The organism is Myxacorys almedinensis A, from assembly GCF_010091945.1.
GTDB lineage: Bacteria > Cyanobacteriota > Cyanobacteriia > Leptolyngbyales > Leptolyngbyaceae > Myxacorys > Myxacorys almedinensis.
Genome location: NZ_WVIE01000015.1, coordinates 110,178 through 134,288 on the forward strand (window position 1 = coordinate 110,178; position 24,111 = coordinate 134,288).

Below are 24,111 nucleotides of genomic sequence, written 5' to 3' on the forward strand. Positions count from 1 at the left end.
GTTGCGCCTTCTAACCCTACCTGCTCCAACCCTCACCTCGTAAGCGGCATGGCAAAAATCCTTCAGCATGTGGAAGCGGAAACCCCCAAAGAGCCAATGGTGGCGACGGAAACCCCAATTAGTAAGAACCTCAAACCTGATCTCAAGGGTGTCAGAGAAACAGATTGGCTCTTGCAAACAGTCGTCGAGAATTTAAATGATGGGGTAGTGATCACAGATGTTGAAGATTGTGTGCTTGTGGTCAATTCTCGGATGGCAAAATTGGTGGGGTGTTCGGTTGCGGAGATGGTGGGCAAACCCGCCGATCGCTTTTTCTCTGCGATCGATGGCTGGCTAGATTTTCAGGGAGATGAAACCAATAAGTCGCGGCAGTTTTACGGCTGGAAAGAGGGACAACTCAAGCGCAAAGACGGCAGAAAGTTTTGGGCAGAAGTGAATTCGACGTTACTGTGCAGCAACCAAGGTCAGCCTGTTGGCACGCTGATCACGCTCAAAGACATTACAGAACGAAAATGGTTAGAAGAGTATCTTCGGCTGCTGGAATCTGTTGTGGTGAATGCCAATGAAATCGTGATGATTTCCCAGGCGGAACCCACTGACGATCCCCTTAGTTTGCGAATTGTTTATGTCAACGATGCGTTTTCCCGAGCAACGGGGCATAGTTCTGGCGAGATCATCGGCAAGTCGGCGCAAATCTTGCTGGGCGAAAAAACGGAGGCTGCCGAATTAAATCTGATCCGCACCTCTTTGCTTGATCATGAAGCCGTTAGGGCAGAAGTCATTCTCTACCGTCAGAATGGCACTCATTTTTGGGTAGATGTGAACATGGTTCCGATTCGCAACGAGCAAGGGCAAGTGACTCACTTTGTCTCTGTTATGCGAGAAGTGACAGAACGCAAGCTTGCAGAAGAGCAGCTTCGCCGCAATGCGTTTCACGATCCGCTGACCGGGTTGCCAAATCGGCTCTTATTTATGGAGCGGCTCACCCTTACAGTGAACCGGGTGAAGCAGGACAGTAACTATCAGTTTGCGGTTCTATTTTTGGATCTCGATCGCTTTAAAGTGATCAACGACAGTTTGGGACATATGATTGGCGACCAACTGTTGGTTGCGATCGCGCGGCGGTTAGAAGCGTGTATATCGAGTCTAGATACCGTTGCCCGGTTAGGCGGCGATGAGTTCACCATCTTGCTGGAAAATATTCAGCACGAAGGCGATGCAACTAAAGTTGCCGATCGCGTTCAGGAAGAGCTTTCTCGCCCGTTCTCGCTCAGTGGGCACGAAGTTTTCACCTCTGCTAGTATCGGCATCACGTTGAGCACAACCGATTTTGAGCGTCCAGAAGATTTGCTGCGCGGCTCAGATATTGCGATGTATCGGGCAAAAGCCCAAGGCAAAGCCTGTCATGAAGTGTTTGATACCGACATGCATACCCATGTAGTGGCGCTGATGCAGATGGAGAACGATTTGCGAAAAGCGATCGACCATCAAGATTTTGAGTTGTACTACCAGCCCATCGTGGCACTGGCGACTGGAAAAATTATGGGGTTTGAGGCGCTCGTGCGGTGGCAGCATCCTGAACAAGGGATCATTTCGCCAGCTAAATTTGTGCCGATCGCCGAAGAAACCGGACTGATCATTCCCTTGGGTCAGTGGGTGTTGCGAGAGTCTTGCCGACAACTCAAAGAATGGCAAGATGCCTTTCCCCACGATCCTCCGTTGACGGTCAGTGTCAACCTATCTGGTCGCCAGTTTTCCCAGCAGAGTTTAATTGGGCAAATCCGGCAAACGCTCTCAGAAACGGGGCTAAACGCTCACAGTTTAAAGTTAGAGATCACCGAAAGCGCCATCATGGAAAACACCGAATCGGCGATGGATATGCTGTTGCAACTGAAAGCCATGGGGATTCAGCTATCGGTGGATGACTTTGGAACAGGCTATTCATCTTTGGGCTATCTCTATCGCTTTCCAATGGATTTGCTGAAAATTGATCAATCTTTTATCAGCCGGGTAGACGTGGATGGAGAAAAGTTAGAGCTAGTGCGAACCATTATTACTCTGGCGTGGAATTTGGGCATGGATGTGGTGGCAGAGGGCGTGGAAACAACCAAGCAACTTGCCCAGCTAAAAGCGCTAAAGTGTGAATATGCTCAGGGCTTCCTCTTTTCCAAGCCGGTACCCAAGCAAGAGGCAGCCAAGCTAATTGCCCAACCAAACCCCTTTCAGCAGCTTGCTCAAGTGCTGCCCACAACGGGGCGCCTACCTGAAAATATCTAGCTGGGTCGTCAGATCGCTGTCGGGTTGAGGGGTGGTTGGGTCGCTGGGTTTGCCTTTCCCTAGACCGATCGCAATTTTGCTATGTTTCTCAATTTGATGCATCACTTGTCGGGCGCGATCGATTACAGAGGGCGGCAGTCCGGCGAGGCGTCCTGCTTCGATGCCGTAGGAGCGATCGGCTCCGCCCGGTTGGACTTTGTGCAAAAAGATAATCTGGTCGGGCATCTCTTTAACGGTCACCTGAAAATTTTCGACATTGGGTAGCAGGGAGGCAAGTTCGTTGAGTTCGTGGTAGTGAGTGGCAAAAACAGTGCGGGCGCGAACCTCGCTAGCAAGATGCTCAGCAACTGCCCAGGCGATCGACAGCCCATCAAAGGTAGCCGTTCCCCGCCCGATTTCATCGAGTAAAACGAGCGATCGCGCGGTGGCATGGTTGAGAATATTGGCGGTTTCGTTCATCTCTACCATAAAAGTCGATTGACCGGTGGCGAGATCATCGACTGCCCCAACACGAGTGAAGATGCGATCGCAAATGCCCAGCCTAGCATGCTCAGCAGGAACAAAGCTGCCCATCTGTGCCATCAGTTGGATCAACCCAATCTGCCGTAAGTAGCAGCTTTTGCCACTGGCATTGGGTCCGGTGAGAACGATCAGATCAGGATGGCTAGGAGCAATATCGTGATCGCTCTTGCCAAGTTGGGTAGAGTTGGGCACAAAAAAGCCAGCAGGCAGCGATTGCTCTACCACCGGGTGACGACCTTCTCCGATCGCAATGTCTCGACCTGCCACCATGTCAGGGCAACAGTAGCCTTGATATACCGCCACCTTTGCCAAGCCTGCCAGGGCATCTGCCGCCGCGACCGCATGAGCCACAGAGCGAATCAGTTCTGCCTGTTCTCCGACTTCTGTCCGCAAACTCACGAAAACTTCGTACTCCATTGCTCCCAACTCTTTGCGAGCGTTGAGAATTCGGCTTTCGCGCTCTTTGAGTTCTGCGGTGATAAACCGTTCTTCGTTGGTGAGGGTTTGCTTGCGCTCGTACTCTGGAGGAACCTGATCGGCTTTGCTACGAGAAATGCTGATAAAGTAGCCAAACGTTTTGCTATATCCTACTTTCAGGGTTGAAAGCCCAGTGCGATCGCGCTCTAAAACTTCCAGGTCTGCCAGCCATTTTTCGTCGGCGGTCGCCTGCTGCCGCATGGCGTCTAACTGCGGAACGATGTCAGGGCGAATCAAGCCCCCGTCTTTGATGGCTAACGGCGGACGCTCAACGAGATGAGCGTGGAGACGGGTTCCCAGATGCTCTAAAACCGGGGGGACGTTTTGCAACGCTTTCAGGTAGGGCGATCGCGCTGTGGCAACAAGCCGACTCAGGTCTGGCAGCCGACTCACCGAGTCTGCCAAGCTCACCAAATCGCGCGGGCTGGCAGTTCCCGATCCGGCACGCCCCGCTAAGCGTTCGAGGTCATAGATCTGTCGCAACAGCCGTTGCAGATCATCTCTCAGGATGCCATTTTCGACTAATTCTTTGATCGTCTCTTGTCGCGCTTGGATCTCAGAAATGTTTAATAAGGGTTGCAATAGCCATCGCCGCAGCGCTCGACTTCCCATTGGCGTTATTGTTTCATCAAGTGCCCACAGTAATGATCCATGAAAGGTTCCATCGCGAACAGTTTGAGTGATCTCTAGATTGCGCCGAGTTTGATTGTCCAGTGTTAAATATTCTGTGAGTGTATACGTACAAACAGGCTGAAGCGGAACTTGCTGCGGAGTGATATGTTTTTTTCGATCTAAAACAGTTCGTTCTGATGTGCTTTCTAAATACTCTAGCAATCCACCTGCTGCCCGAACTGCGAGCGGAAGATGTTCGCAGCCCATTCCTTCTAGTGATCGCACTCGAAATCGTTGCAATAATCGCTGACGTGCTTCTACTTGGGAAAAAGGACTTTGCGATCGCAGCGTATAACAAAACTGAGTCGGCAAACAATCGGGTAGCTGTTTCGACGTTTCTCCGGGGCGCAGCAATCGTCCTAAATCAGGTGCATTGGTCGGGCATAAAATTTCTGCGGGCTGGAGCCGAGTAATTTCGTGGTTGAGGGCATCAAGCCCGCTCGATTGGGTGGTCAAAAATTCCCCGGTTGAAATATCTGCATAAGCAAGCCCCCAGTGGGTTCCAGCAATCACCACTGCGACTAAAAAATTGTTGCGTCGAGCGTTGAGCATTCCTTCTTCTAGAATGGTTCCGGGTGTAATCACACGAGTGATTTCGCGACGAACCAAGCCTTGAGCTTCAGCCGGATCTTCTACCTGATCACACACCGCGATCGCATACCCCTTTTCAACCAACTGGGCAGAGTAGCGATCAAGGGCATGATGAGGAATGCCAGATAACGGAACTCGCCCCACATCTTTACCCCCATCCTTAGAAGTCAGGACGATTTCTAACTCTCGCGAAATGACGATCGCATCTTGAAAAAACGTTTCGTAGAAATCGCCAACTCGGTAGAGCAAAATAGCATGGGGATACTGATCTTTTACGTCGGCGTAGTGACGCATCATTGGAGTGAGATCGTTCCGGTTGACCAATTGATGATCGGCATAGCGCACCGCATGTTTGATCAAACGATCAGGAACGCCGTGAGTAGAATTTGGTTCTGGAGGAGAAACGGTCATGCCGAATCAATCAGTACGGGTCTACTAAACTGTAGCGCATTGGGACAAGCACTTGAAGCCGTCTGCTCTCGTCTATTTTTCAACTTGCATTACATATACTTGCATTACATATATTAGATGACAAGCTGCTGCGATCGTTAGATTGCCGACTCTTTCAAAAATCTTTATCCTTGCACTATAAGCCATCTAAGCGCTGTAAACCATGTCAAAGACAGCCATTCACACCCTGATTTAGCCATGCCTAGCTTGATACGCTCAACTTGATACGCTAGAAATTGTGTCAACTCTAATATCTATGACCGAAGATATCTATGACCAAAGACAGTGAACTCACAGATGTATTTGCCTACGCTGATGTTTGTAAACGCAAGTGATTCCATGAAGAAACTGTCCCCTATGAGATGTTTAGGTTTGGTAGTGTTAACCGGATTGATGGCATCGTGTCAAACCCAACTTCAGATCGTTCAGCCTCAGAATGTTTCGCCTCCCAACTCTCAAACTCAAAGGCTACAAGCGGCTTCTCCCATCCCTTCCCAGATTAATCAGCTTTATGTGTTTGGCGACAGTCTTTCTGACTCAGGCAACGTGTTTCGTGAGACAGAAGGTGCCTATCCGCCCACGCCGCCTTATTTTCAGGGGCGCTATTCTAACGGTTTGGTGTGGGTTGAGCAGTTATCAAAAAAGTTAGGATTGAGAACCGAGCAGACCGAAAATTTTGCCTATGGCGGTGCAACAACGGCAAATTACCGCGAAAATGGTATCCCTGGCGTTTTGGCTCAAGTTCAAAACTTTATCGAAACTCATCCGCAGGGCGATCCTACAGCGCTGTATGTTGTTTGGGTCGGTGCAAATGATTATTTATCTGGAGAAAACAATTCAAAGCCTGTGGTTGAAAACATCACCACTGCGATTAACTTGTTGGCTAAAACTGGCGCAGAAAAATTTTTAGTGGCAAATTTGCCCGATCTAGGTCGTCTTCCAGCCACGCGCAACCGGGCATCTGCTGCTGCGCTGAGCCGTACAACACAGGCGCACAATGCAGCGTTAGCGCAAGCTTTGAAATCCCTAAATCAAACGTTAGGAGCAGACACCCAAGTTTTTACCTTAGATGTGAGTGGTTTATATCGAGATGCGATCGCATCTCCTAGCCAATTTGGGCTGACAAATGTAACGAATGGATGTCTCAACACCCCAACCTGTACTCAACCAAACGAATTTCTCTTTTGGGATGGCATTCATCCCACGACCAGAACGCACCAAATTTTAGCTGACACCGCTTTTTCATTGTTGCAAAAAGCGGCTCAAGTGAGTTCTAGTCCGTAATTTGCAGTCTAAAGGTTAGCGTTTAAAAATTAAACGATTGCCTTTACACCCCAGCGTTTTTTGAGTTGGAATCTCTGAGTGGGTCGATGTGCTCTGGTTAGATTTGTTTAACGTGAATTCGATATAGATTATCTGCTTCGTTGTTTGCCGCTTCCCGGATCTGCGATCGCAGCGCAGGAACTCTGTCGAACTCACGTTTGTTTAGAAACTTTAATCTCGGCAACCCAAGCTCTCGCGGGTTTCTACTCCGGTTACAGGATTTCTGCCTGCTGCCCGTTTGCACAGTTGAGTTGCCGTGTATCGATCCACGATCGCATCGGTAAAGTCTGCACCCGTAATCTCCGCTTCATCGAGGATGCTGTTGGAAAGCGTTGCCCCTGTTAGATTTGCATTTGCCAAGTTTGCTTTGTAAAGCGTCACTCGATCAACCAACGCATCTTCTAGACTGGCTCCCTCCAAATTAGCTTGTAGAAGATTTCCTTTGGTCAACATCGAGCTTTTGAGATTGGCTCCCTGAAAATTTGTTCCTCTCGCCTCAACCGCCATAAACGTATATCCCTCTAGATTTTGATGAGAGAAATCTTGCTCTTCAATTTGAGCATGGGCGTAGTTTTTCATCTCTTGGGCATTGACGGGAGCCGCGCTGAGCAAAATCCAAACCCAGGCGAAAAATGTTGCGATCGCAAGCCGAAAGATCACCGCCCACCACGGCATCGGTCGAAACAGACTTGCTTTAATCGGGTCTGGCGTAATTGACAACATGGCAGGTTAAGGATAAGCGTTCAAGTGCTGTTGGGTCAGCCAGTCATCTCCAACTCGGATGGTCAGATCAGAATCGAGATCGCCTGTCGAAGACGCCTCGATCGTACCAAAACCTAGGGCGCTTTGAAGCGCTTTTGCCGCCTGCACATCCCCTCGCTGAACGATAACTTGGGTTTTCTGTTGCCCTTCGCTCCAATCCCTAGTCAAATAAACATTGGTATAGCCCAAGCTTGAGAGATGGCGAATCACCTGATCTGCCGCTTCCCCCTCCACAGACGCATTTTGAACTGCGATCTTGAGATCCGTGCTGGGAAGCTCAGAACTTAGCCTGGTTGAAGAAGGGGTGAGAAAGTCTTGCACCACGCGATCGCGCCCTTGGGGATCCATAATCCAATAGCTAGCTTTGAATTCGTCCGGCGCGCTAAACCGCCCAGGCAACATCACCATCTTAAAATCATCTTTATCTAATTTCAGCCCCAAATTGAGCAACGACAACATTTCTTCAACGCTGAGATTAGTGTCGATATACTTTTGCATCATCCCAATCAAACTGGGAATGCGAGGCACAACTAAGGGACTCGTTAATTTCTCTCTCAATGCCTTAATCAGAACTTGCTGACGCTGCACCCGACCAATATCCCCATAATTATCTTGGCGAAACCGCGCAAACTGCTCAGCCTGATCCCCGTTTAAAGTTTGCCAACCTTGAGTGAGATCAATCTTGAGTTTTTGGGTGTTGTCGGTATATTGCATAGGTTCTGGCACATAAACCTGGACTCCCCCCAGCAAATTGACTAGTTCACGAAAAGCATCGGTGCTAACCCGAACGTAGCGATCGATCTCAATGCCGTTGAGAGTTTGGCTTACTGCTTCCCGTGCCAAAAGCGGACCGCCGCTCTCATTCGCCTGATTAATTTTGGTAATGCCAATCCCCGGAACCTCTACCTGAGTATCTCTGGGCACAGAAAGCAATTTCACAGACCGATCCGTCGGGTCAACATGAATTACAAGTAACGTGTCGCTCCGCCCTGCAAACATCTCGTCTGACCCAACCGGAGCATCAGGAACACCATCGATCCCCATGACCAGAATATTTACAGGGCGCGACACTCGGTACTGAAAGCCGCTACTCCAGAGGTCGCCAAATAGCTTCTGCCCTTCTGAGGGAGCCACAGCCCCAGGAATTGGAGCAATGAGAGCTAAAGTTGTGCCCAAGGTTGCTGATATCCCAGCCGTCGCCAGAAATGTGATTGCCCATAGCAACGAGCGAGCCGAGGACTTGCGCTTAAGCGATGGAGCCGAAAGGTCTGAAGGATGAGAACGGGTTGCGCCCGATGGGTTACCTAACTCTGGTTGCTTCAGCGTGGATTGATTCTTCAACGGTTTCACTCCCTTCCCCTTACCTCAAAAACTCGCCCCGCTAGAATGTCCCTAAATGCAACCTGCTGCAATACTAGCGGATCACTTTCTTAACACGGCTCATCTACAAGACGTAATTTACTTGCTTTTGCCCAAATTGAACAGCCCAGAACACGATACACCCGCAAAATTTACCGTAATCAAAGTCTATTAAATCAAGAGATTTCTGCGAATATTCTGCCTCAAGAAAGTCCTCAGTTGATCTGCGATCGCAGCCTCTAGCCTCTTAACCCTTGACTTAAACCCTGATGATCACAAAACCGTCCTGGTGACACTTTGCCCTAACTTTACACTCACCAACCTCCTAATAATTTATGCTTTTAATAAGTATAAATGCTTATCAGATAAATTCGGCCTCCTAGTTAAGTCTTCCATTTCAATTCACAACTTTTCGGAAAGATGGGATTAATGAAGAAAAGGGTAGAAGTGGAAAGAAACAACAGAAATTAGATTGAATTGAGCAAGGAGCCATCTAGATTGATTAGAATCTGACCGAACGGTTGGTCCTAGCTTAAATCTTTAAATCTGTAAAACTAATGCTATGTCCTAGAACGCCCTTATCCCTAGCTTTTCTTCTAGAAGAGAGAAAACCAAAAGTCCTAGCTTTCCTTTCCCTAGAAAGAAGAGTTGACGGATGAAGGCTATCTTCAATGGCGTAATTTTCGCGCTCCACTATTTTCAATTCACCATTTTCAATCGACTGTGTTTACCCTCACCCTTGCCCCTGACTGGCTGCAACGCGCATTAAATGATCATGACGCACTCTCTCGTACCTGTTATTCTCGCGGGTGGTAAAGGCGAGCGGTTTTGGCCGCTTAGCCGGAAACACCGTCCAAAGCAATTTTTAAGTCTAGATGGAAGTGGTCGTAGCCTGCTGCAAGCCACCGCCGATCGGTTGCTGAACACGGCTCGCGGATGGGAGCATCTGTTTATTGTTACGGCATCTCATTTAGAAGACGGAGTTCTGGAACAGTTGCCAGAGTTGCCCCCTCAAAATCTGTTGGTAGAGCCTGAAGGACGAGATACTGCCCCAGCCGTGGCTTGGAGCACGCTAGAGATTGCAAAACGCTATGGAGAATCGGTAATAACTGGCTTTTTTCCAGCCGATCATTGGATTGCAGATCAGGCGGGGTTTGAGAAAACCTTGGAGGCGGCATCAGAGGTGGCAAAACAAGCCGCCGCGATCGTAACTCTGGGGATCGCGCCTACCCACGCTGCAACAGGCTACGGCTACATTGAGCAGGGTGAAAAATTGGGGCTATTTGGCACGTCTTCCTCTCCTGCCTATCGCGTCGATCGCTTTACTGAAAAGCCCGATCGAGAGACAGCAGAGGCTTTTTTAGCGAGCGGTCGGTTTAGCTGGAATGGCGGAATGTTCGTATTTCGGGCAGACGTGGCGCTGCAAGAATTACGTCACCATGCCCCAGAAATTCTTTTACCGCTAGAAAAGCGTGGGCTTGAGGCATATTCAACGATGCCGAAGAAAAGTATCGACTACGCGCTGATGGAGAAAACCGATCGCGCCTGCGTCTTACCTGTCACGTTTGGGTGGGATGATCTGGGAGATTGGGCGGCAATCGAGCGGCTACTCAAGAGTGAAAATCCGAATGTGGAGTTGGCGCGGCATGTTGGTTTAGACACGCGAGGGGCACTGTTTTATGCCACCGATAAAGATGATCTGATTGTCACGATTGGGCTAGAAGATACAGTGATTGTGCGCGATGGCAACGTTACCCTGATTGTGAAAAAAGATCGCACTCAAGAAATAAAAGATGTGCTCAAGTCTATCCAGTTGCGCCCTGAGTTTGAGGATTTGCTATAGCTTGCACCTATCTAGAGGCAGAAATCTCTTAAAGCAGATGTGACATAATCTTGTCCATTAGGACTTACGCCGATTCAAGACCGTCTTTGAAAACCGTCTCGTAAAGCAGGTCGCCTATCTTCCTGATTGCTTCTTTCTGGGAAAAGAGCGACCCTTTTGGTCTCTTCTTTTGCCGGAGAGGGGCTAGGGGAGGGCGCTCCAGGATATTTCGTCAGTTTTAATCCATCGCTAGTGGCGGCGAAGTGCTGCATTTGACCATGTTTAGGCTAATCGACGTATTCTGGGCATTTACGCTTATCGCTATTTTGATTTTGGTCGGGCGATTTGTTCGACAACGAATTGGCGTCTTGCGATCGCTCTATATTCCAAGCTCAGTTGTAGCGGGGCTGCTCGCGTTAGGGCTAGGACCTGGGATTTTAGGTGCGATCGTCAAGAGCACGGTGAATGCCGAGGCGGCGCTTGCGGGCGGCATCTTCTCTGAAACTATCCGCGCGGTCTGGGCACAGTCTCCTGGCATCTTTATCAATATCGTCTTTGCCGCCATTTTTCTCGGACAGCCCATTCCAGGACTACGCACTATCTGGCGCAAAGCTTCTCCGCAAGCGGCGTTTGGTCAGACTCTGGCGTGGGGGCAGTATGTCGTAGGATTGCTGCTGGCGATGACTCTGTTAACGCCTATGTTTGGGCTGCCACCCATTGCCGGATGCCTAATTGAAGTGGCGTTTGAAGGCGGGCACGGAACCGCAGCAGGCATGGCTCCTACCTTTACAGAATTGGGGTTCGCTGCTGGGGCAGATTTGGCGCTTGCTTTAGCAACGGTTGGGTTGGTCTCAGGGGTAATTGCTGGCACTTGGTTGATCGATTGGGGGCGACGTCATGGGCATATCCAAGTCGAGCGTGATGCGTTGGTGGGCGACACATCAGACCTGGAGAGTCAGGCGTCGGGTGAACCGGCGCATATTCAAACGGCGAGAGCCAAACTGTTTCGCGAACTGTTGATTGACCCGCTATCGCTCAACTTTGGATTTGTGGGACTTGCGATCGCGATTGGTTGGTTGATTTTAGAAGGGTTGCGCTGGTTTGAGGCAGTGACTTGGGGCAGAACTGGGTTTGTGCTCCTGACCTATGTTCCCCTGTTTCCCATGGCGCTGATTGGCGGTATCATCGTGCAAATTCTCTTAAAGCAAACCGGGCGAACCTATCTGATTAGCCGTCCGCTGATCGAGCGGATTGGCGGTTTAGCCTTAGACATTACCATCGTCACCGCGCTGGCAACAATTTCGCTCGCGGTGCTGGGGGATAATCTTGTCCCTTTTCTGATTCTGTCGGTGGCTGGAATTGCTTGGAACGTGTTCGCGTTTGTCTTTATTGCGCCTCGTCTCATGCCTGTGTACTGGTTTGAGCGGGGAATTGGAGATATGGGGCAGTCTATGGGCGTGACCTCTACGGGGCTGCTGCTGCTACGAATGGTTGATCCTGATAACCAGTCGGGGGCGTTTGAGGGGTTTGCTTACAAGCAGTTGTTTTTTGAACCGATCGTGGGAGGCGGCTTGTTTACGGCTGCTGCCCCGCCTTTAGTCGTGCGATTTGGTGCCGTTCCGGTGCTGCTGCTGACCACGGCACTGTTAGCCGGTTGGCTGATCTTTGGGGTATACAATTGCAATCGCATCAAGCACCAAAATATACCGACTGCATCTCCTTGATGAGAAAGAAGGTGCGATCGCAGCATTCCCTATCCCTTACCCATCGCGTCCCCTACCTAACCTGTGGCACAATTTCAAGCTCGACTCTGCTACTGCTGTTGCCACTCACCGCCACTTGCTGATCGTCTAATTTACCACTTGCTTTGGGTCCCGCAATTTTGAAAGGCGGATTCTGCTGGTTATAGTTCACATTGCCTTCTGCTTGAAATTGCTGAGTGTCAAGAAACCACGTTACCTGATTTGCCGTAAGCTGAGACTGATTTTTTTCACCGTTGCCCCGCACATTTCCCTCTAGGCGAGCCACATTCTGCTGGAGGTCAAAACTGCCTGCATTGGCTGTGATCGTTGTTTGTTGAACCGGATTGACGATCGTCACAGGCTGGGGGGCATTCAGAGTTTGGGCGTCGATATTCCAGGTTAATAAGTTGCCGCTAATATTGAGATTTGACCCGTTGGCAGTAATTTTGGCATCGCCTCGGAGAGTGACGATTTTTGTTTTGAGATCCACATCGCCAGCATTAGCACCGCCGCGATCGCTCACGACTTTATTCTGATACCGTTCCAGTTGAATCGGGCGATCGCCCACAATGTTTTCCTGCTTTGTATCCCAAATTAAATGCTCGGTTTGCAGCTTCATTTGCGGATCGTTGAGCGTCGCCACAATGCTTCCAGAAATATCAACTTTATCTTCACGAGTTAAGAAACGCCCTTGTTTTGCGGCAATCTGCATCTGCTTGTGAGTGCCCGTAAACTGGTCTCGAATAAACATCACATTCTCAGTCGGACGCCATTCGATCTCGTTCCCCTTAAAGACCGATCCATCTTTTATGGCGGTTGCCGTAATGGCTCCTTTTAGCACGATCGATTTGCCATCTTGCTGAATCTCACTTTTTTGAGCTTCGATCGTATAAATCGGTTTGCCGTCTTGGTACAGTTCGCCTTTCGGTTCGACAACGACGGCATTTCGTTTATCTTCGCTGTAGGTCGCTTGTTTTGCCTTCACCTTCCACCACAGTTGCCCTTTTTCGTCGGCTTCTTGAAGCGTGACGTTATTAAACGTGAGATTGCTGTCGAAGGTTTGGGCGGCTTCGGTATCTTGAGCAAATTTTTCAGCCGAGCGATTGGGTCTGGCGCAGGCTCCTGTTCCGACCCAGAGGGTGACGAGAAGCAGATTTAGGGCAAGTCCTTTTGATGCGATCGTTCGGCTCACAGTCGCTTTCCTCTATGCTTAACAAAACAAAATTTCACACAAACAAGGGGCAGATCCCTCTACAGTAGACGGATTCCTGCCCCGAAAGATCCCCAAGTTTAACAAGCGGTAGTGCCAAATCCAAAAGCGCTAAAGGACGGTTGGGTTATGGCTGATCAGCCTGTCTAACGCGCTCCCCAAGACGCATCACAGCGAATGCTCATCCTCTAGCTCGCTGGCGAGACCAATTCCAGAAAGAGGGCGATAGGTATAGCTGCGCGCTGTTTTCTGAATATCTTCTTTGATGTTGTCAAGGTCAATATAGCGATCGGCAACGTTGATGAGGCTATCGCTCGTCATCGATCGCAAGCTCACTACTTCGACCCGCACCCCACGATAGCTCACCGCATTCACCGCATAGGCAAGATCGCCATCTCCGCTCACCAGCACGGCTGTGTCGTAAGAGCCAACGAGCGACATCATATCGACAGCAATTTCGACATCAAGATTGGCTTTTTTTGAGCCGTCTGGAAGCTGAACCAGGTCTTTGGAGATCACCCGATAGCCATTTCGCCGCATCCACAGCAAAAACCCTTGCTGTTTTTCGTTGGTGCGATCGACCCCTGTATAAAAGAACGATCGCAACAAGCGAGAGCCAGAGGTGAGTCTTACAAGCAGTTTGGTATAGTCGATTTCAATGCCAAGCTGCAAGGCGGCGTAGAAAAGATTAGAACCATCAATAAAAATCGCGACTCTGCCCCGATTTTCAAGAACATGTTCTGGTGAAAAGACCGTCTCTGGTTCGTGATTTATAGGGTTCAACACAGTTGCTATACCTCAGTTGTTATGAATGTTATTGATGAAAAATTTGCAAATCCTAACTCGTTGCTTAGCTAGAGCAATTTAAGGGGAGGGATCGCCCGAAAGCTCTAGCTTTTGAAACACGGGATGAGGGTCTGCAAGGGGTTGGTTAGCCGATAAGATGCCCCAATCATCGTGGTTAGGAGCGGTGCTCGCCTGATCTAGCAAAGGTGCATTACTAAAGTCAACAGCATAGCCCAACTGGCGATAAATGGCAGTACTGACCCCCGGAATAATCGGCGACAAAAGATAGGCAGCTAAGCGCACCGATTCTAGAACGACATAGAGCACTTGCTCGACGGCGGCTTGGTTTCCCTGTTTATACAGAGTCCAGGGGGCTTGATCGTCGATATATTTATTTCCCATCCGCACCAGAGTAAGAATTTCGTTGCAGGCAACGCTAAAGGCGAGAGCGCTGTATGCCTTGTGAGCGCGATCGCACAGTCCAACTCCGGCTGCCTTGAGCGGATTCTCCCCAGAAATACTATCACCGGGCACGGCAGGAACCTTGCCACCGCAGTATTTATGCGCCATTCGTAGGGTTCGGTTAAGTAAATTTCCTAGATCATTTGCCAGATCAGCGTTGAGAATATTCACGAATCGAGTTTCGTCAAACATGCCATCTCGCCCAAACTCGATCTCTTTTAGAAAATAATATCGGACGGCATCAGAGCCATAGCGATCGACCAGCGCCACGGGATCAATGACATTACCCATGCTTTTCCCCATTTTTACGCCATCCCGAATCAAGAATCCATGTCCAAAGATGCGATCGGGGAGCGGCAATCCTGCCGACATTAGCATGGCAGGCCAATATACCGCATGAAACCTCAGAATGTCTTTACCAATCAAATGGGTATTGATCGGATACCACTTGGACAAGGCATTTGCTAAAGTTGGCTCCTGATCGGGTTCGAGCAGGGCGGTGATGTAGCCGAGTAGGGCATCAAACCAAACATAAATGGTGTGCTGAGGGTTCACCGGAACCGGAAATCCCCAATCGACGTTGATTCGAGAGATGGAAAAGTCTCGTAAGCCTTGCTCTACAAAGTTTAGAACCTCGTTGCGGCGGCTCTCTGGCAAAATAAAAGTAGGGTGTTCTTGGTAGAGTTTTTCTAAGGCTTTTTGATACTTTGATAAGCGAAAAAAATAATTTTCTTCATCACGCCATTCGGCTTGTTGATTCACATGAATCGCGCAGTGATGATCCCCTATCAGATCCCGTTCTTCTTTAAATTCTTCGCACGAAACGCAGTACCAGCCCTTTTGCTGATTGATGTAAATATCACCGTTATCCCAAACGCGCTGAAAAAATTCTTCAACGATCGCGGCGTGCCGTTCGTCGGTGGTGCGAATGAAGCGATCGTAGCGAATGCCTAGCCGCTCCCAAAGCAACGTAAAGCCTTCGACAATTTGATCGCAATGCTCTTTGGGGGTGCGCCCTAAGCTTTCTGCCTTGCGCTGAATTTTTTGACCATGTTCATCACTGCCGGTGATAAATAGTGTTGGTCTGCCTTGCAAGCGATGAAACCGCGCGATCGCATCTGCTGCGATCGTCGGATAGGCGCTCCCAATGTGAGGCAAATCGTTCACATAATAGAGCGGCGTTGTGATCGTAAAAGGGACGTTGCTTGCAGCTTTATAAGTCATAGATAACGTAAAAAAACAACCCCCAATCTACCGAACGTTTCTTTGTGGGGGCACCATTTGTGAAAGATAAACACTAAAAAATTAAATTCAATTAACCGCTTGGTTGACGCTATGACCCTAAAGGCTAAACTTCAATTCCAGTTATGGCTTTTTAGTATCCTGCTTATTTTAGCGAGTACCGTTGTTTATTATTAGTCAGGAAACCTTAAATTTTGAGAAAGATACAACTTTAGAAAATTTAGTTTATGAAACCACACTATCAGTCACATTAACCAGTGATCTGTACAGGAGTACTATTTCTTGAATTAAATCTTGAATTAAATATTGCTCGATCAGATTTTTTAATCTAATTTATTTTTTAATCTAATTTAAGGCGTGAACGGGGAGACCCTATTTTAGGTGGCAATAGGTAGCAACTGTACCTTGGGGAGCTTGATATTATTAGCAAAGCAATGTTACGACATATAAAGTACTAAAGTTGACCCATCTCTTCCGAAGCCTTCATCTCTAATCTTTCCTTCGGCGGAAGCGAGGAGACAATCCATCTCATGCTCTCTTTCTTGGGGGAGAAGACCAGGGTGAGGACGGTTTGGGGCATTGAGTTTAAAGTCTGTCAGTCCCTCAGAGTTCATCTCCAGATTCAATGGTATTGCTTTGGATTCCATGCTTTTTGACCGTCCGCTTCAGATGTCCCGATTGTTGTTAACCGCGATCGGCACTCGTCTCTATACTTACTATGGCGATCGCGTGCCGCGCCAAGGCTCTGTCTTAGTGGTGAGCAACCACCGCAGTTTCTTAGATGCGCCGCTATTGATGACCGCACTCAACCGCCCAATTCGGTTTGCGTGCCATCACTACATGGGTCAAGTGCCCGTTATGCGCGAAGTGGTGACCCAACTGGGGGGGTGCTTCCCGCTAGAAAGCGCAGAACATCGGCAACAGAGCTTCTTTCGGCAAGCGACCGAGTTGCTTAAAACCCAGCAAGTGGTGGGGCTATTTCCGGAAGGAACGCCGCCGATGATTCACAGCCCAGCGCGCTATGAAGTAGGAGAGTTTCATCGCGGGTTTGCCCACTTGGCGCTCAAAGCTCCGGTGTCTGATTTGGCGATTTTGCCCGTTGCGATCGCGGCTCAATCGGAAACGACGAATTCGGCAGTTCCTTTGCGGTTGCTCAGCTTTTTTGATCCGTCAGAACCCTTATTTGATCAAGAGGGCTGGCATCCCATGGTTATGTATCAACATGTTAACCTGCTCATAGGGCGTCCCCTCTGGATTAGCCCCACCCAGCGCGAAAAATATCAGGGCAAACACGCCAAAGCAATGGTCAGAGATCTCAGCGATCGTTGCCATGGGGAAATCAATGCTTTGCTCCAGCAAGGATGTTATTCATAAGCTGAACCTCCCGCCCAGGGAACCCTACATTCATACTATTCCACGCCTTAGTGCTTTTATCCATACGTTTTTTACCCTTTTAGTCATGCGTTCTACTCTCCCTTGCTTTCTGACCCCCAAAGCCCTCAAGCCCGAATTGCCTCTATTTGTGTTTCTCCCTGGAATGGACGGGACAGGGCAACTATTGCGGGCCCAAACGGCTGGGTTAGAAGCCGGATTTGATGTTCGGTGTTTGGCGATCCCGCCGAATGATCTGACGAGTTGGGAAAAGTTGGCAAAGCGAGTGGTTAATTTAGTAGAAGCAGAGATTGCAGATTATGCGGAACGCCCCGTTTATTTATGCGGTGAGTCATTTGGTGGATGTTTGGCGATGAAAGTTGCCCTGCTGGCACCTCAGTTATTTCGACGGCTGATTTTGGTCAACCCGGCATCATCGTTTAGCCGCAGACCCTGGATTGCGTGGGGCGCTCAACTGAGCCGTCATTTGCCAGAGTCGCTTTACCAGGTCTCCTCAGTCACGCTTTTACCCTTGCTGGCATCGTTTGGGCGCATTTCCGAGTCCGATCGCGACGCGTTGGTAGAAGCGGTGCGATCGGTTCCGCAAAAAACGTCGGTTTGGCGAATGTCGCTGCTGTCGAAGTTTGAAATTCCAACTGAGAAACTGCAAACGCTGGAGCGTCCGACGCTGATTTTGGCGAGCGCTAAAGATAAATTGCTGCCCTCGCTGACGGAGGCATATCGCTTGAAACAGACGTTTTCCGATGCTCAAGTAGTGGTGTTGCCAGAAAGTGGGCATACCTGCTTGCTAGAGACGGATGTAAATTTATTTGAGGTGATGAAATCGAGCGGTTTTTTAGAGGCGAAGAGTGAGTTGCCGGTGGTGTGATGATGGCTCACAGATGGCTCACAGATGGTTCACAGATAGTGGCTCATCATCATTGGTTCACATTAGGGAATGAATACACTTAGCGCGGATTGTCCTGAACTAAACTTGACCCTAAAACACCCTGAATTTCACGGAAAAATGCAACTTTTTTTAGAAAAACTTGACTAATAGCGCGTTGCTTGCTGTAATTGCAGCTATTCTAAGGGCAGAAAAACCAAGGCACACCCTATAAACCACAACATTTTGGAACTGCCTCTCACGGGTCTTTACCTTATCTCTAGATCTGCACATTTAAGCTGATACGAATTTTCCAATGAAGTCAAACTCTCCCATGCAAAACGCGAATCACTCCGGACAGGCAGTTCCCTCGTCCCCCCCTGCTTACGCGCCCTCGGTTCCAATTTCGCTGTACCGCGAAGTCACTGCTGAACTGCAAGCTACTAAAACAACCCTAGATGCAATTAAGCAGCAAAATCAGCAGCTTGTTCAGCAAAATCAACGGTTGCATCACGAAATTGAGAAAGCCGTTCAGTCGGCGCTAAATTTGCGACAAGCTGCTATTGGCGTCTCACGTCTCGCGGAGGTCAATATGGCTGCTCAAGATAGCTCTAAGCCCATGTCTCGTTTTGAGGGGTTATCCAAGGTAGATGTTGCGCCTGTGGCAGCCCCTGCAACGTTCCGCGCACCAACGTTAGCTCCTAAGTCGATTAGCTTCGATTCTCCCTTTCCGGCTGAAACCTTGGTGACAGAGGAAGACAGCAAACCTCGCCGTAAGGTCTCACTAGAGTCTGAGTCGGCTGGGAACTCGTTGGGAGGGTGGTGGTTAGGAGTTGCGATCGCGCTGATCGTCGTGACAGCGTTTGGGGCGGGTTTCTTGATTGTGCGTCCGTTGTTGCCGTCGTCCTCGAAGTAAAACTTCACCCTAAAAGCGGTTTCATCAACTTCTACGGAGACCGATTAATTGGTTTTTGTTCTACGAGTTTTCGCTGTAAATTTCAGCCGTTTCTTGATCAAAGAAAATACAGGTTTATCCCCCTGTAATAGTTTTTCAAGAAAACAGTGCTGCGATTGTGAGACACTTTGGGTTAGGTGCGATCGCATGAAGTAGGTTTAAACACAAAATGTATTTTTCGTTACAAACTTGAGTAGGGTAACGATGATAGATAGAGTCATGCTGTCGGTGTAGCAGAAAAATAAGGAGTGTAGGCGCTTGAAAAAAGTTGAGGCTATCATTCGCCCTTTCAAACTTGATGAAGTCAAAATTGCTCTGGTGAATGCTGGGATTGTCGGTATGACGGTTTCTGAAGTTCGAGGTTTTGGGCGACAGAAAGGGCAAACCGAGCGCTATCGTGGCTCAGAATATACAGTCGAGTTTTTGCAGAAGCTTAAAGTCGAAATTGTAATTGAGGACGATCAGGTAGACATGGTGGTAGACAAAATCATCGTGGCCGCAAGAACTGGGGAAATTGGGGATGGTAAAATCTTCATCAGTCCAGTCGATCAGGTCGTTCGGATTCGCACTGGCGAGAAAAACTTCGAGGCAGTTTAGGATCGTCAAACTTTCCGATTCATTCTAAACATTTTTACTTTTCCAGACATGGTAGGCAATTCCTGATTGGGGTTGCCTTTTTTAGTATGAGGCGATCAAGTTGGTAAAGCAGTTTGAGGGTGTAGGAGTGGAACCCTTGACGGCAGAAGCCCCACGCTGCTTCTATTTCAAAGGTTGTAAAAGCTCATGTAAAACGCTTGACAGCGACACCTAGAGGCACAAGTCGATCTGTGAGCCGTCTTGAGTTTTAGCCACTTCAATGCGAGCTTGGAACGCTTCACGAAAATAGGGCATGTGAGTGATGGTGAGAATGCAGGCAAATTCGGGCGCGATCGCATTAATCGCCGCAATCAAGCGATCGCAACCATCTTGATCTTGAGTGCCAAACCCTTCATCCACAATCAGCATTTGCAGAGCCGTTCCCGCTCGTTGCGACAATAAGCGCGCCAACGCCAACCGCACCGCAAAATTTACCCGAAAGGCTTCGCCTCCCGAATAGGTTTCATAGGGTCGAGTGCCATGGGCATCGGCGATCAAAATATCCAGCGTCTCCATTGCCTTTGTGATTTTAGACTTGGCATGGCGGGCACGCTGTGTTGCAAACTGGACGTGGAGTTGGTTGGCGCTGAGGCGAGATAAGATTTGATTGGTAGCGGCTTCAAGCTGCGGCAAGATGTTTTCGATCATCAGTGCCTGAATGCCATTTTTACCAAATGCCTGGGCAAGTTCTTGATAGACGCGGCTCTGCTGCCGTGCGGTGTGCAATTGCATCGTCAGCGCTTCATAGTCTCGGCTCAGGGCTTCTTGCTGCTGCTGCTGCTGCTGCACTCGCCCTAGCTGAACGATGTGTTGATCAAGCTGGAGCCTTTGTTGCTGAATCTGTTGTTCCACCGTGTGAATGGGGGATGCCAGATCTGGAGTCTGCTCTAAATAGCGGATCAATTCTTGACATTGATGCGTAATTGTTGTCAGATCGTTGAGCCGGACTTGTAGAGTTTGAGAGAGGTCTTGCGATCGCTGCTGAGCTTGAGGATAGTGCTGTTGCGCTTGGCGCAGTTCTTGATGGCGAAGCTGCCACGATTGGGCATTTCGCAATGCGGTGCGGATGGCGTTGTGCTGATCGAGGTTATAACCAATGTCTGCAATTTGGCGATCGCGCTCTGCTAGGGCGATCGCCAGATGGTGTTTTAGTGCCTCAATTTGCTGCTCAAGGGTGGTAATCTGCGATCGCAGGGCTGGCTGTCGGTTAGCGATCTGCTCTTGCCGCTTTCGCGCCTGCTTGATTTCCACAAATTTAATCTCTGCCCACCGCCAACGATCGACGGCTCCTCGCGCTAAAGCATGATCTCGCTCGTCGTAGTTGATCTGCTGCAAACTCTGATTGAGCAACTCTAGTTCTTGCTGTACATCTTTTTCAAACTCTCCAGACTTCAACGTTGAGTCAACCTGCATCGCTTCTGCCGTCAGTTGCTCTAGTTTTTTCTGCACCTCTGCGGTTGTTTGTAATTGCTCTTGAAGTTGCCCACGCCGCTCTAGAGTCTGCCCATAGTGTTTCAATTTTTGGTCGATCTCCACATACTCTTGCCGCAAAACCTGAATCTCGCGTTCAGACACGGTGAGTTGTTCGCGCACCACCCACACTTGGGCAAGCACCTCTTGTTTCTGCTCCTGGTGCTTTTGCTGCACCAACTGCCAGTGATGCTCATCTAATGGGCGGCTGCATAATGGGCAAGGTGGGAAAGGTTGAGGGTGCAGGTTTAGTGGCTTAAGTTTAGTGACCGTTACGGTTTGTGCATCAGCCCCTTCTGCCGTGGCGCGCCACTCTGAAGCAACCCCCTGATGTCCTTCAATAGCTTGGCTGGGAAGGTGTTCTGCTTGCAAAAGTCGAATTTTGTGATCGATTTCGGCAATCTGAGTTTCATAGCTCCGTTGTTGAGCCTGGAGCCGTTCCATAAACGCCCGTCGCTCTAACCCTTTATCGCGGACTTGCTCTTGATACGCTTGCAATTTTTCGAGTTCTTCGATACGAAGGGCAATCTCTACAGCCGCTTTTTGCAGATGGGGTTGACGTTGCTGGTGAGGGTGCAGTTGCTGGAGAGAGGTTCGCAGTTCGTCTAACCGAGCCGATAGCCGAGTTGAGGCGCGATCGAAGGTTGCCTGAAGCTGTTGCCGTCTTTGCAGCAAAGGCATTGCTTCAAGCTGGCGCTGATCGAGCCGTTGCAGTTGCGATCGCGCCTCCTGCAACTGGCTGACCCCTGCCGAAATTTCGGCTTCTTTTGCTAACGATCGCTCAATCTCCTGTAGCTGTTCTTCAAACGCGGCATCTTGCGTACAAAGCTGCTGAAGCTGATTGTGCAACAGGTTGAGTTTTTCACTTTGCTGCTGCTGATAATGTTGACGTTGCGCTTGAGCCACCTGATGCGCCTGAAATTTAGTGGCGAGGGTTTCTTCTTGAGCTTGCAGCGTTTGCCAGTGGCTATAGCCTGCTGCGATCGCGCCTTCTTGACTCAACACAATGTCTAAATTTTGCTGTTGCTGTTGCGCTTGGGCAAGTTCTTTCTGCAACCGTTGGCAATCTTGACTCAGGTTACGTTGCTGTTGCTGTTGCCATGTGAGTTGTTGCTGATAGTGCTGGCGTTGCTGCTGCTGGGCTTGCAGGTGCTGGAGGTGTTCTGTGCTGGCGGCTTGAGTTGCTTGCATCTGCTGAAGCACTGTTTCTAGCTCAAGGCGCTCTTGGGCGATCGCACCTCGCTGCTGCAACTGGGCTTCAGTGTAAGCCAGGTTTCGTTCGAGCAGTTCAACTTGTCCTTTAAACTGGCGCGACTGGTCTTTCGATTGTTCCGCGAGGTCATCATACTGCTGCAATTTCAGCAGGTCTGCCAGAATTTGTTTGCGTTCGGCAGGGCGCTTCAGCATGAATTCATCGGCGCGTCCTTGGCGGAGATATGCCGAGTTGACGAAGGTGTCGTAGTCGAGTTTAAGATGATCAAAAACAAGTTGCTGCGTCGCTCGAATCGTCTTGGCGCTCAACGATCGCAACTGGGAGCCATCGGGGTCTTGAGCAATTTGAAACTCTAGGGAAACGCCCTGAGATCGATGGCGCGATCGCACGACTCGATAGGTTTGTTGATGGAGGCTAAAGATAAACTCAACCGTTGCTTCTTTCGTCCCGATATGAATCACATCGTCTTCTGAAGACACCCGGCTTTCTCCCCAAATTGCCCAAGCGATCGCCTCTAATAATGATGATTTGCCTGCTCCATTTGCTCCACACACGCACGCCGTATGCAGCCCTCGAAAATCGAGCGTTGCTTCGCGGTAACTCAGAAAATTTCTCAGTGTGAGAGAGCGAGGAATCATAGGCGGAAAACAGAAGAAGCCCAGTACGAATGCACGAGAGTACACCAGCACTCTTATTTTTCTTATTTATTGAGTGTAAGCGCTAAAAGGATTGATTTGTAAGAGGGTTTGAATCTGCTTGATCGCCTTGAATGGTTAACACTGAGATAAACATAACCGTGCTTCTATTGTGCATAGTTTTGTGTGCATAGTTTTGTGTGCATAGTTTTGTGTGCATAGTTTTGACGAAATGCTAACTCCCCCGCTAGCGCCCTAACCGTGAGGATGCTTTTTAGAAAATATTATTTCTTCAAGCGCTGAAGGAACTCATTTCCCTATTCTAGAGTCAAGTTCTGTAGTCAATCAGTGTAACCGCCACCAGGCTGATCTTGAGACCTCCTATGCTGAACCTGAAAAAACTTCAAACTAGTACTGCTCTTGCCTTGACCGTTGGTATGTCATCGACTGCTCTGGTGCCAATCGCGCTGATGGGTTCCGCTACAGCCGCGCCCGCACCCAAGACCCTAGCGCAACTCTTCCCATCTGCGCCGCGATCTACCCCTTCGCCTATTTACTCTGGTGCAGTCACAATTCCTGCTGGGACAACGCTTCCAGTGAGCTACGAGCAAGCGGAAAAGATTGTGGTTGCGCCCAATGAAACGTTAAAGACAACGCTAACGATTCCGGTCAACCTTCGCAACAATGACCGCGATCGCACTATTCTTATTCCCGCAGGCAGTAAACTTGAAGGGGAATTCCAGCCGATTCAAAACGGAACGCAATTTGTTGCCAGAACGCTGATTTTCCCAAACGGAACCCGTCAAGGCATTGACGCAATTTCAAACGTTGAGACTCGTCGAGAAACAATTCGTCGCGGCGTTAGCACCGATGCGCTACTCAAAGGGGCGGCAATCGGGTCGGGTGCGGCAACTCTCATCTCTGGCATCACAGGCAATAAAAGAATCACGGCAGGCAAAATTTTGATCGGAACGGGCGTTGGCGCTTTGGGTGGTCTACTGCTAGGACGCAATCAAAGTGAAGTGGTTGTGGTTAATCCAAGCAATTTGAGATTACGCCTCAACTCAGCGATCGCGCTAAACGCTTACTAAAACGAGATTTGGCTTCTGAGTAACCGAGAGTACGGCTATCTTCGGTCTACCTCGGTTTCCATTCAGTACTGCTTAAAACCAACGTGAGTTCGACGAACGGAAGGTAGCGCAAAAAGAAAGCTGAGACTACGTTTGAAAGAGTTGTAAAATTCCTTCG

At 49.3% G+C, this 24,111-nt stretch carries 16 protein-coding genes; 9 read left to right on the forward strand and 7 right to left on the reverse strand.

All coding sequences use genetic code 11. The features are described from left to right. Window positions 1-48 precede the first annotated feature (48 nt). A complete protein-coding gene (locus GS601_RS14080; protein ID WP_162423920.1) occupies window positions 49-2,277 on the forward strand; it encodes a sensor domain-containing protein in 2,229 nt (742 codons plus the stop codon). Here GS601_RS14080 and mutS read toward each other — a convergent pair. Then, window positions 2,260-4,950, reverse strand: coding sequence for a DNA mismatch repair protein MutS (gene mutS, locus GS601_RS14085; protein ID WP_162423921.1), 2,691 nt, complete (start codon window positions 4,948-4,950; stop codon window positions 2,260-2,262). The genes GS601_RS14080 and mutS overlap by 18 nt on opposite strands. Window positions 4,951-5,346: 396 nt before the next feature. Between mutS and GS601_RS14090 the strand changes: the two genes are divergently transcribed. Further along, entirely contained in the window at window positions 5,347-6,273 is a 927-nt protein-coding gene (locus GS601_RS14090; RefSeq protein WP_202925088.1) for an SGNH/GDSL hydrolase family protein, read from the forward strand. A 210-nt stretch (window positions 6,274-6,483) separates the two neighbouring features. Here GS601_RS14090 and GS601_RS14095 read toward each other — a convergent pair whose 3' ends face one another. Next, window positions 6,484-7,035, reverse strand: coding sequence for a pentapeptide repeat-containing protein (locus tag GS601_RS14095; protein WP_238393262.1), 552 nt, complete (start codon window positions 7,033-7,035; stop codon window positions 6,484-6,486). A 6-nt stretch (window positions 7,036-7,041) separates the two neighbouring features. After that, complete coding sequence (locus tag GS601_RS14100) at window positions 7,042-8,415, reverse strand: LCP family protein (protein ID WP_202925089.1); 1,374 nt, start codon at window positions 8,413-8,415, stop codon at window positions 7,042-7,044. Between the two features lie 793 nt (window positions 8,416-9,208). Between GS601_RS14100 and GS601_RS14105 the strand changes: the two genes are divergently transcribed. Together GS601_RS14105 and GS601_RS14110 are read left to right on the forward strand one after the other, a co-directional pair. Then, window positions 9,209-10,276 carry a mannose-1-phosphate guanylyltransferase gene (locus GS601_RS14105; RefSeq protein WP_162423923.1) on the forward strand — a complete coding sequence of 356 codons (1,068 nt, stop codon included), beginning with the start codon at window positions 9,209-9,211 and terminating at the stop codon, window positions 10,274-10,276. Window positions 10,277-10,533: 257 nt separating this feature from the next. Continuing rightward, on the forward strand, window positions 10,534-11,979 hold the full coding sequence (locus tag GS601_RS14110; RefSeq protein WP_162423924.1) for a sodium/glutamate symporter: 1,446 nt from the start codon (window positions 10,534-10,536) through the stop codon (window positions 11,977-11,979). A gap of 52 nt (window positions 11,980-12,031) precedes the next feature. Here GS601_RS14110 and lptC read toward each other — a convergent pair whose 3' ends face one another. The 3 genes from lptC to metG form a co-directional block, all read right to left on the reverse strand. After that, window positions 12,032-13,189: an LPS export ABC transporter periplasmic protein LptC gene (gene lptC / locus GS601_RS14115; RefSeq protein WP_162423925.1), complete on the reverse strand. Its 1,158-nt coding sequence runs from the start codon at window positions 13,187-13,189 to the stop codon at window positions 12,032-12,034. A 186-nt stretch (window positions 13,190-13,375) separates the two neighbouring features. Continuing rightward, window positions 13,376-13,993 carry an NYN domain-containing protein gene (locus GS601_RS14120; RefSeq protein ID WP_162423926.1) on the reverse strand — a complete coding sequence of 206 codons (618 nt, stop codon included), beginning with the start codon at window positions 13,991-13,993 and terminating at the stop codon, window positions 13,376-13,378. Window positions 13,994-14,071: 78 nt separating this feature from the next. Next, window positions 14,072-15,679 (reverse strand): methionine--tRNA ligase, encoded by a 1,608-nt coding sequence (gene metG, locus GS601_RS14125; RefSeq protein WP_162423927.1) that lies wholly within the window; start codon window positions 15,677-15,679, stop codon window positions 14,072-14,074. Between the two features lie 663 nt (window positions 15,680-16,342). On the opposite strand from metG, the gene GS601_RS14130 reads away from it, so the two are divergent. From GS601_RS14130 to GS601_RS14145, 4 genes are all read left to right on the forward strand, one after another. Continuing rightward, on the forward strand, window positions 16,343-17,071 hold the full coding sequence (locus tag GS601_RS14130; protein WP_162423946.1) for a lysophospholipid acyltransferase family protein: 729 nt from the start codon (window positions 16,343-16,345) through the stop codon (window positions 17,069-17,071). 85 nt (window positions 17,072-17,156) lie between these two features. Beyond that, window positions 17,157-17,957: an alpha/beta fold hydrolase gene (locus GS601_RS14135; RefSeq protein ID WP_162423928.1), complete on the forward strand. Its 801-nt coding sequence runs from the start codon at window positions 17,157-17,159 to the stop codon at window positions 17,955-17,957. Window positions 17,958-18,288: 331 nt separating this feature from the next. Continuing rightward, window positions 18,289-18,870, forward strand: a complete 582-nt coding sequence (locus GS601_RS14140; protein ID WP_162423929.1) for a hypothetical protein — start codon at window positions 18,289-18,291, stop codon at window positions 18,868-18,870. A gap of 297 nt (window positions 18,871-19,167) precedes the next feature. After that, window positions 19,168-19,506: a P-II family nitrogen regulator gene (locus GS601_RS14145; RefSeq protein ID WP_162423930.1), complete on the forward strand. Its 339-nt coding sequence runs from the start codon at window positions 19,168-19,170 to the stop codon at window positions 19,504-19,506. 210 nt (window positions 19,507-19,716) lie between these two features. Here the strand turns inward: GS601_RS14145 and GS601_RS14150 are convergent, their stop codons facing one another. Continuing rightward, complete coding sequence (locus tag GS601_RS14150; protein ID WP_162423931.1) at window positions 19,717-22,866, reverse strand: AAA family ATPase; 3,150 nt, start codon at window positions 22,864-22,866, stop codon at window positions 19,717-19,719. Between the two features lie 380 nt (window positions 22,867-23,246). Between GS601_RS14150 and GS601_RS14155 the strand changes: the two genes are divergently transcribed. Further along, window positions 23,247-23,954 (forward strand): hypothetical protein, encoded by a 708-nt coding sequence (locus tag GS601_RS14155; protein WP_162423932.1) that lies wholly within the window; start codon window positions 23,247-23,249, stop codon window positions 23,952-23,954. Window positions 23,955-24,111 lie beyond the last annotated feature (157 nt).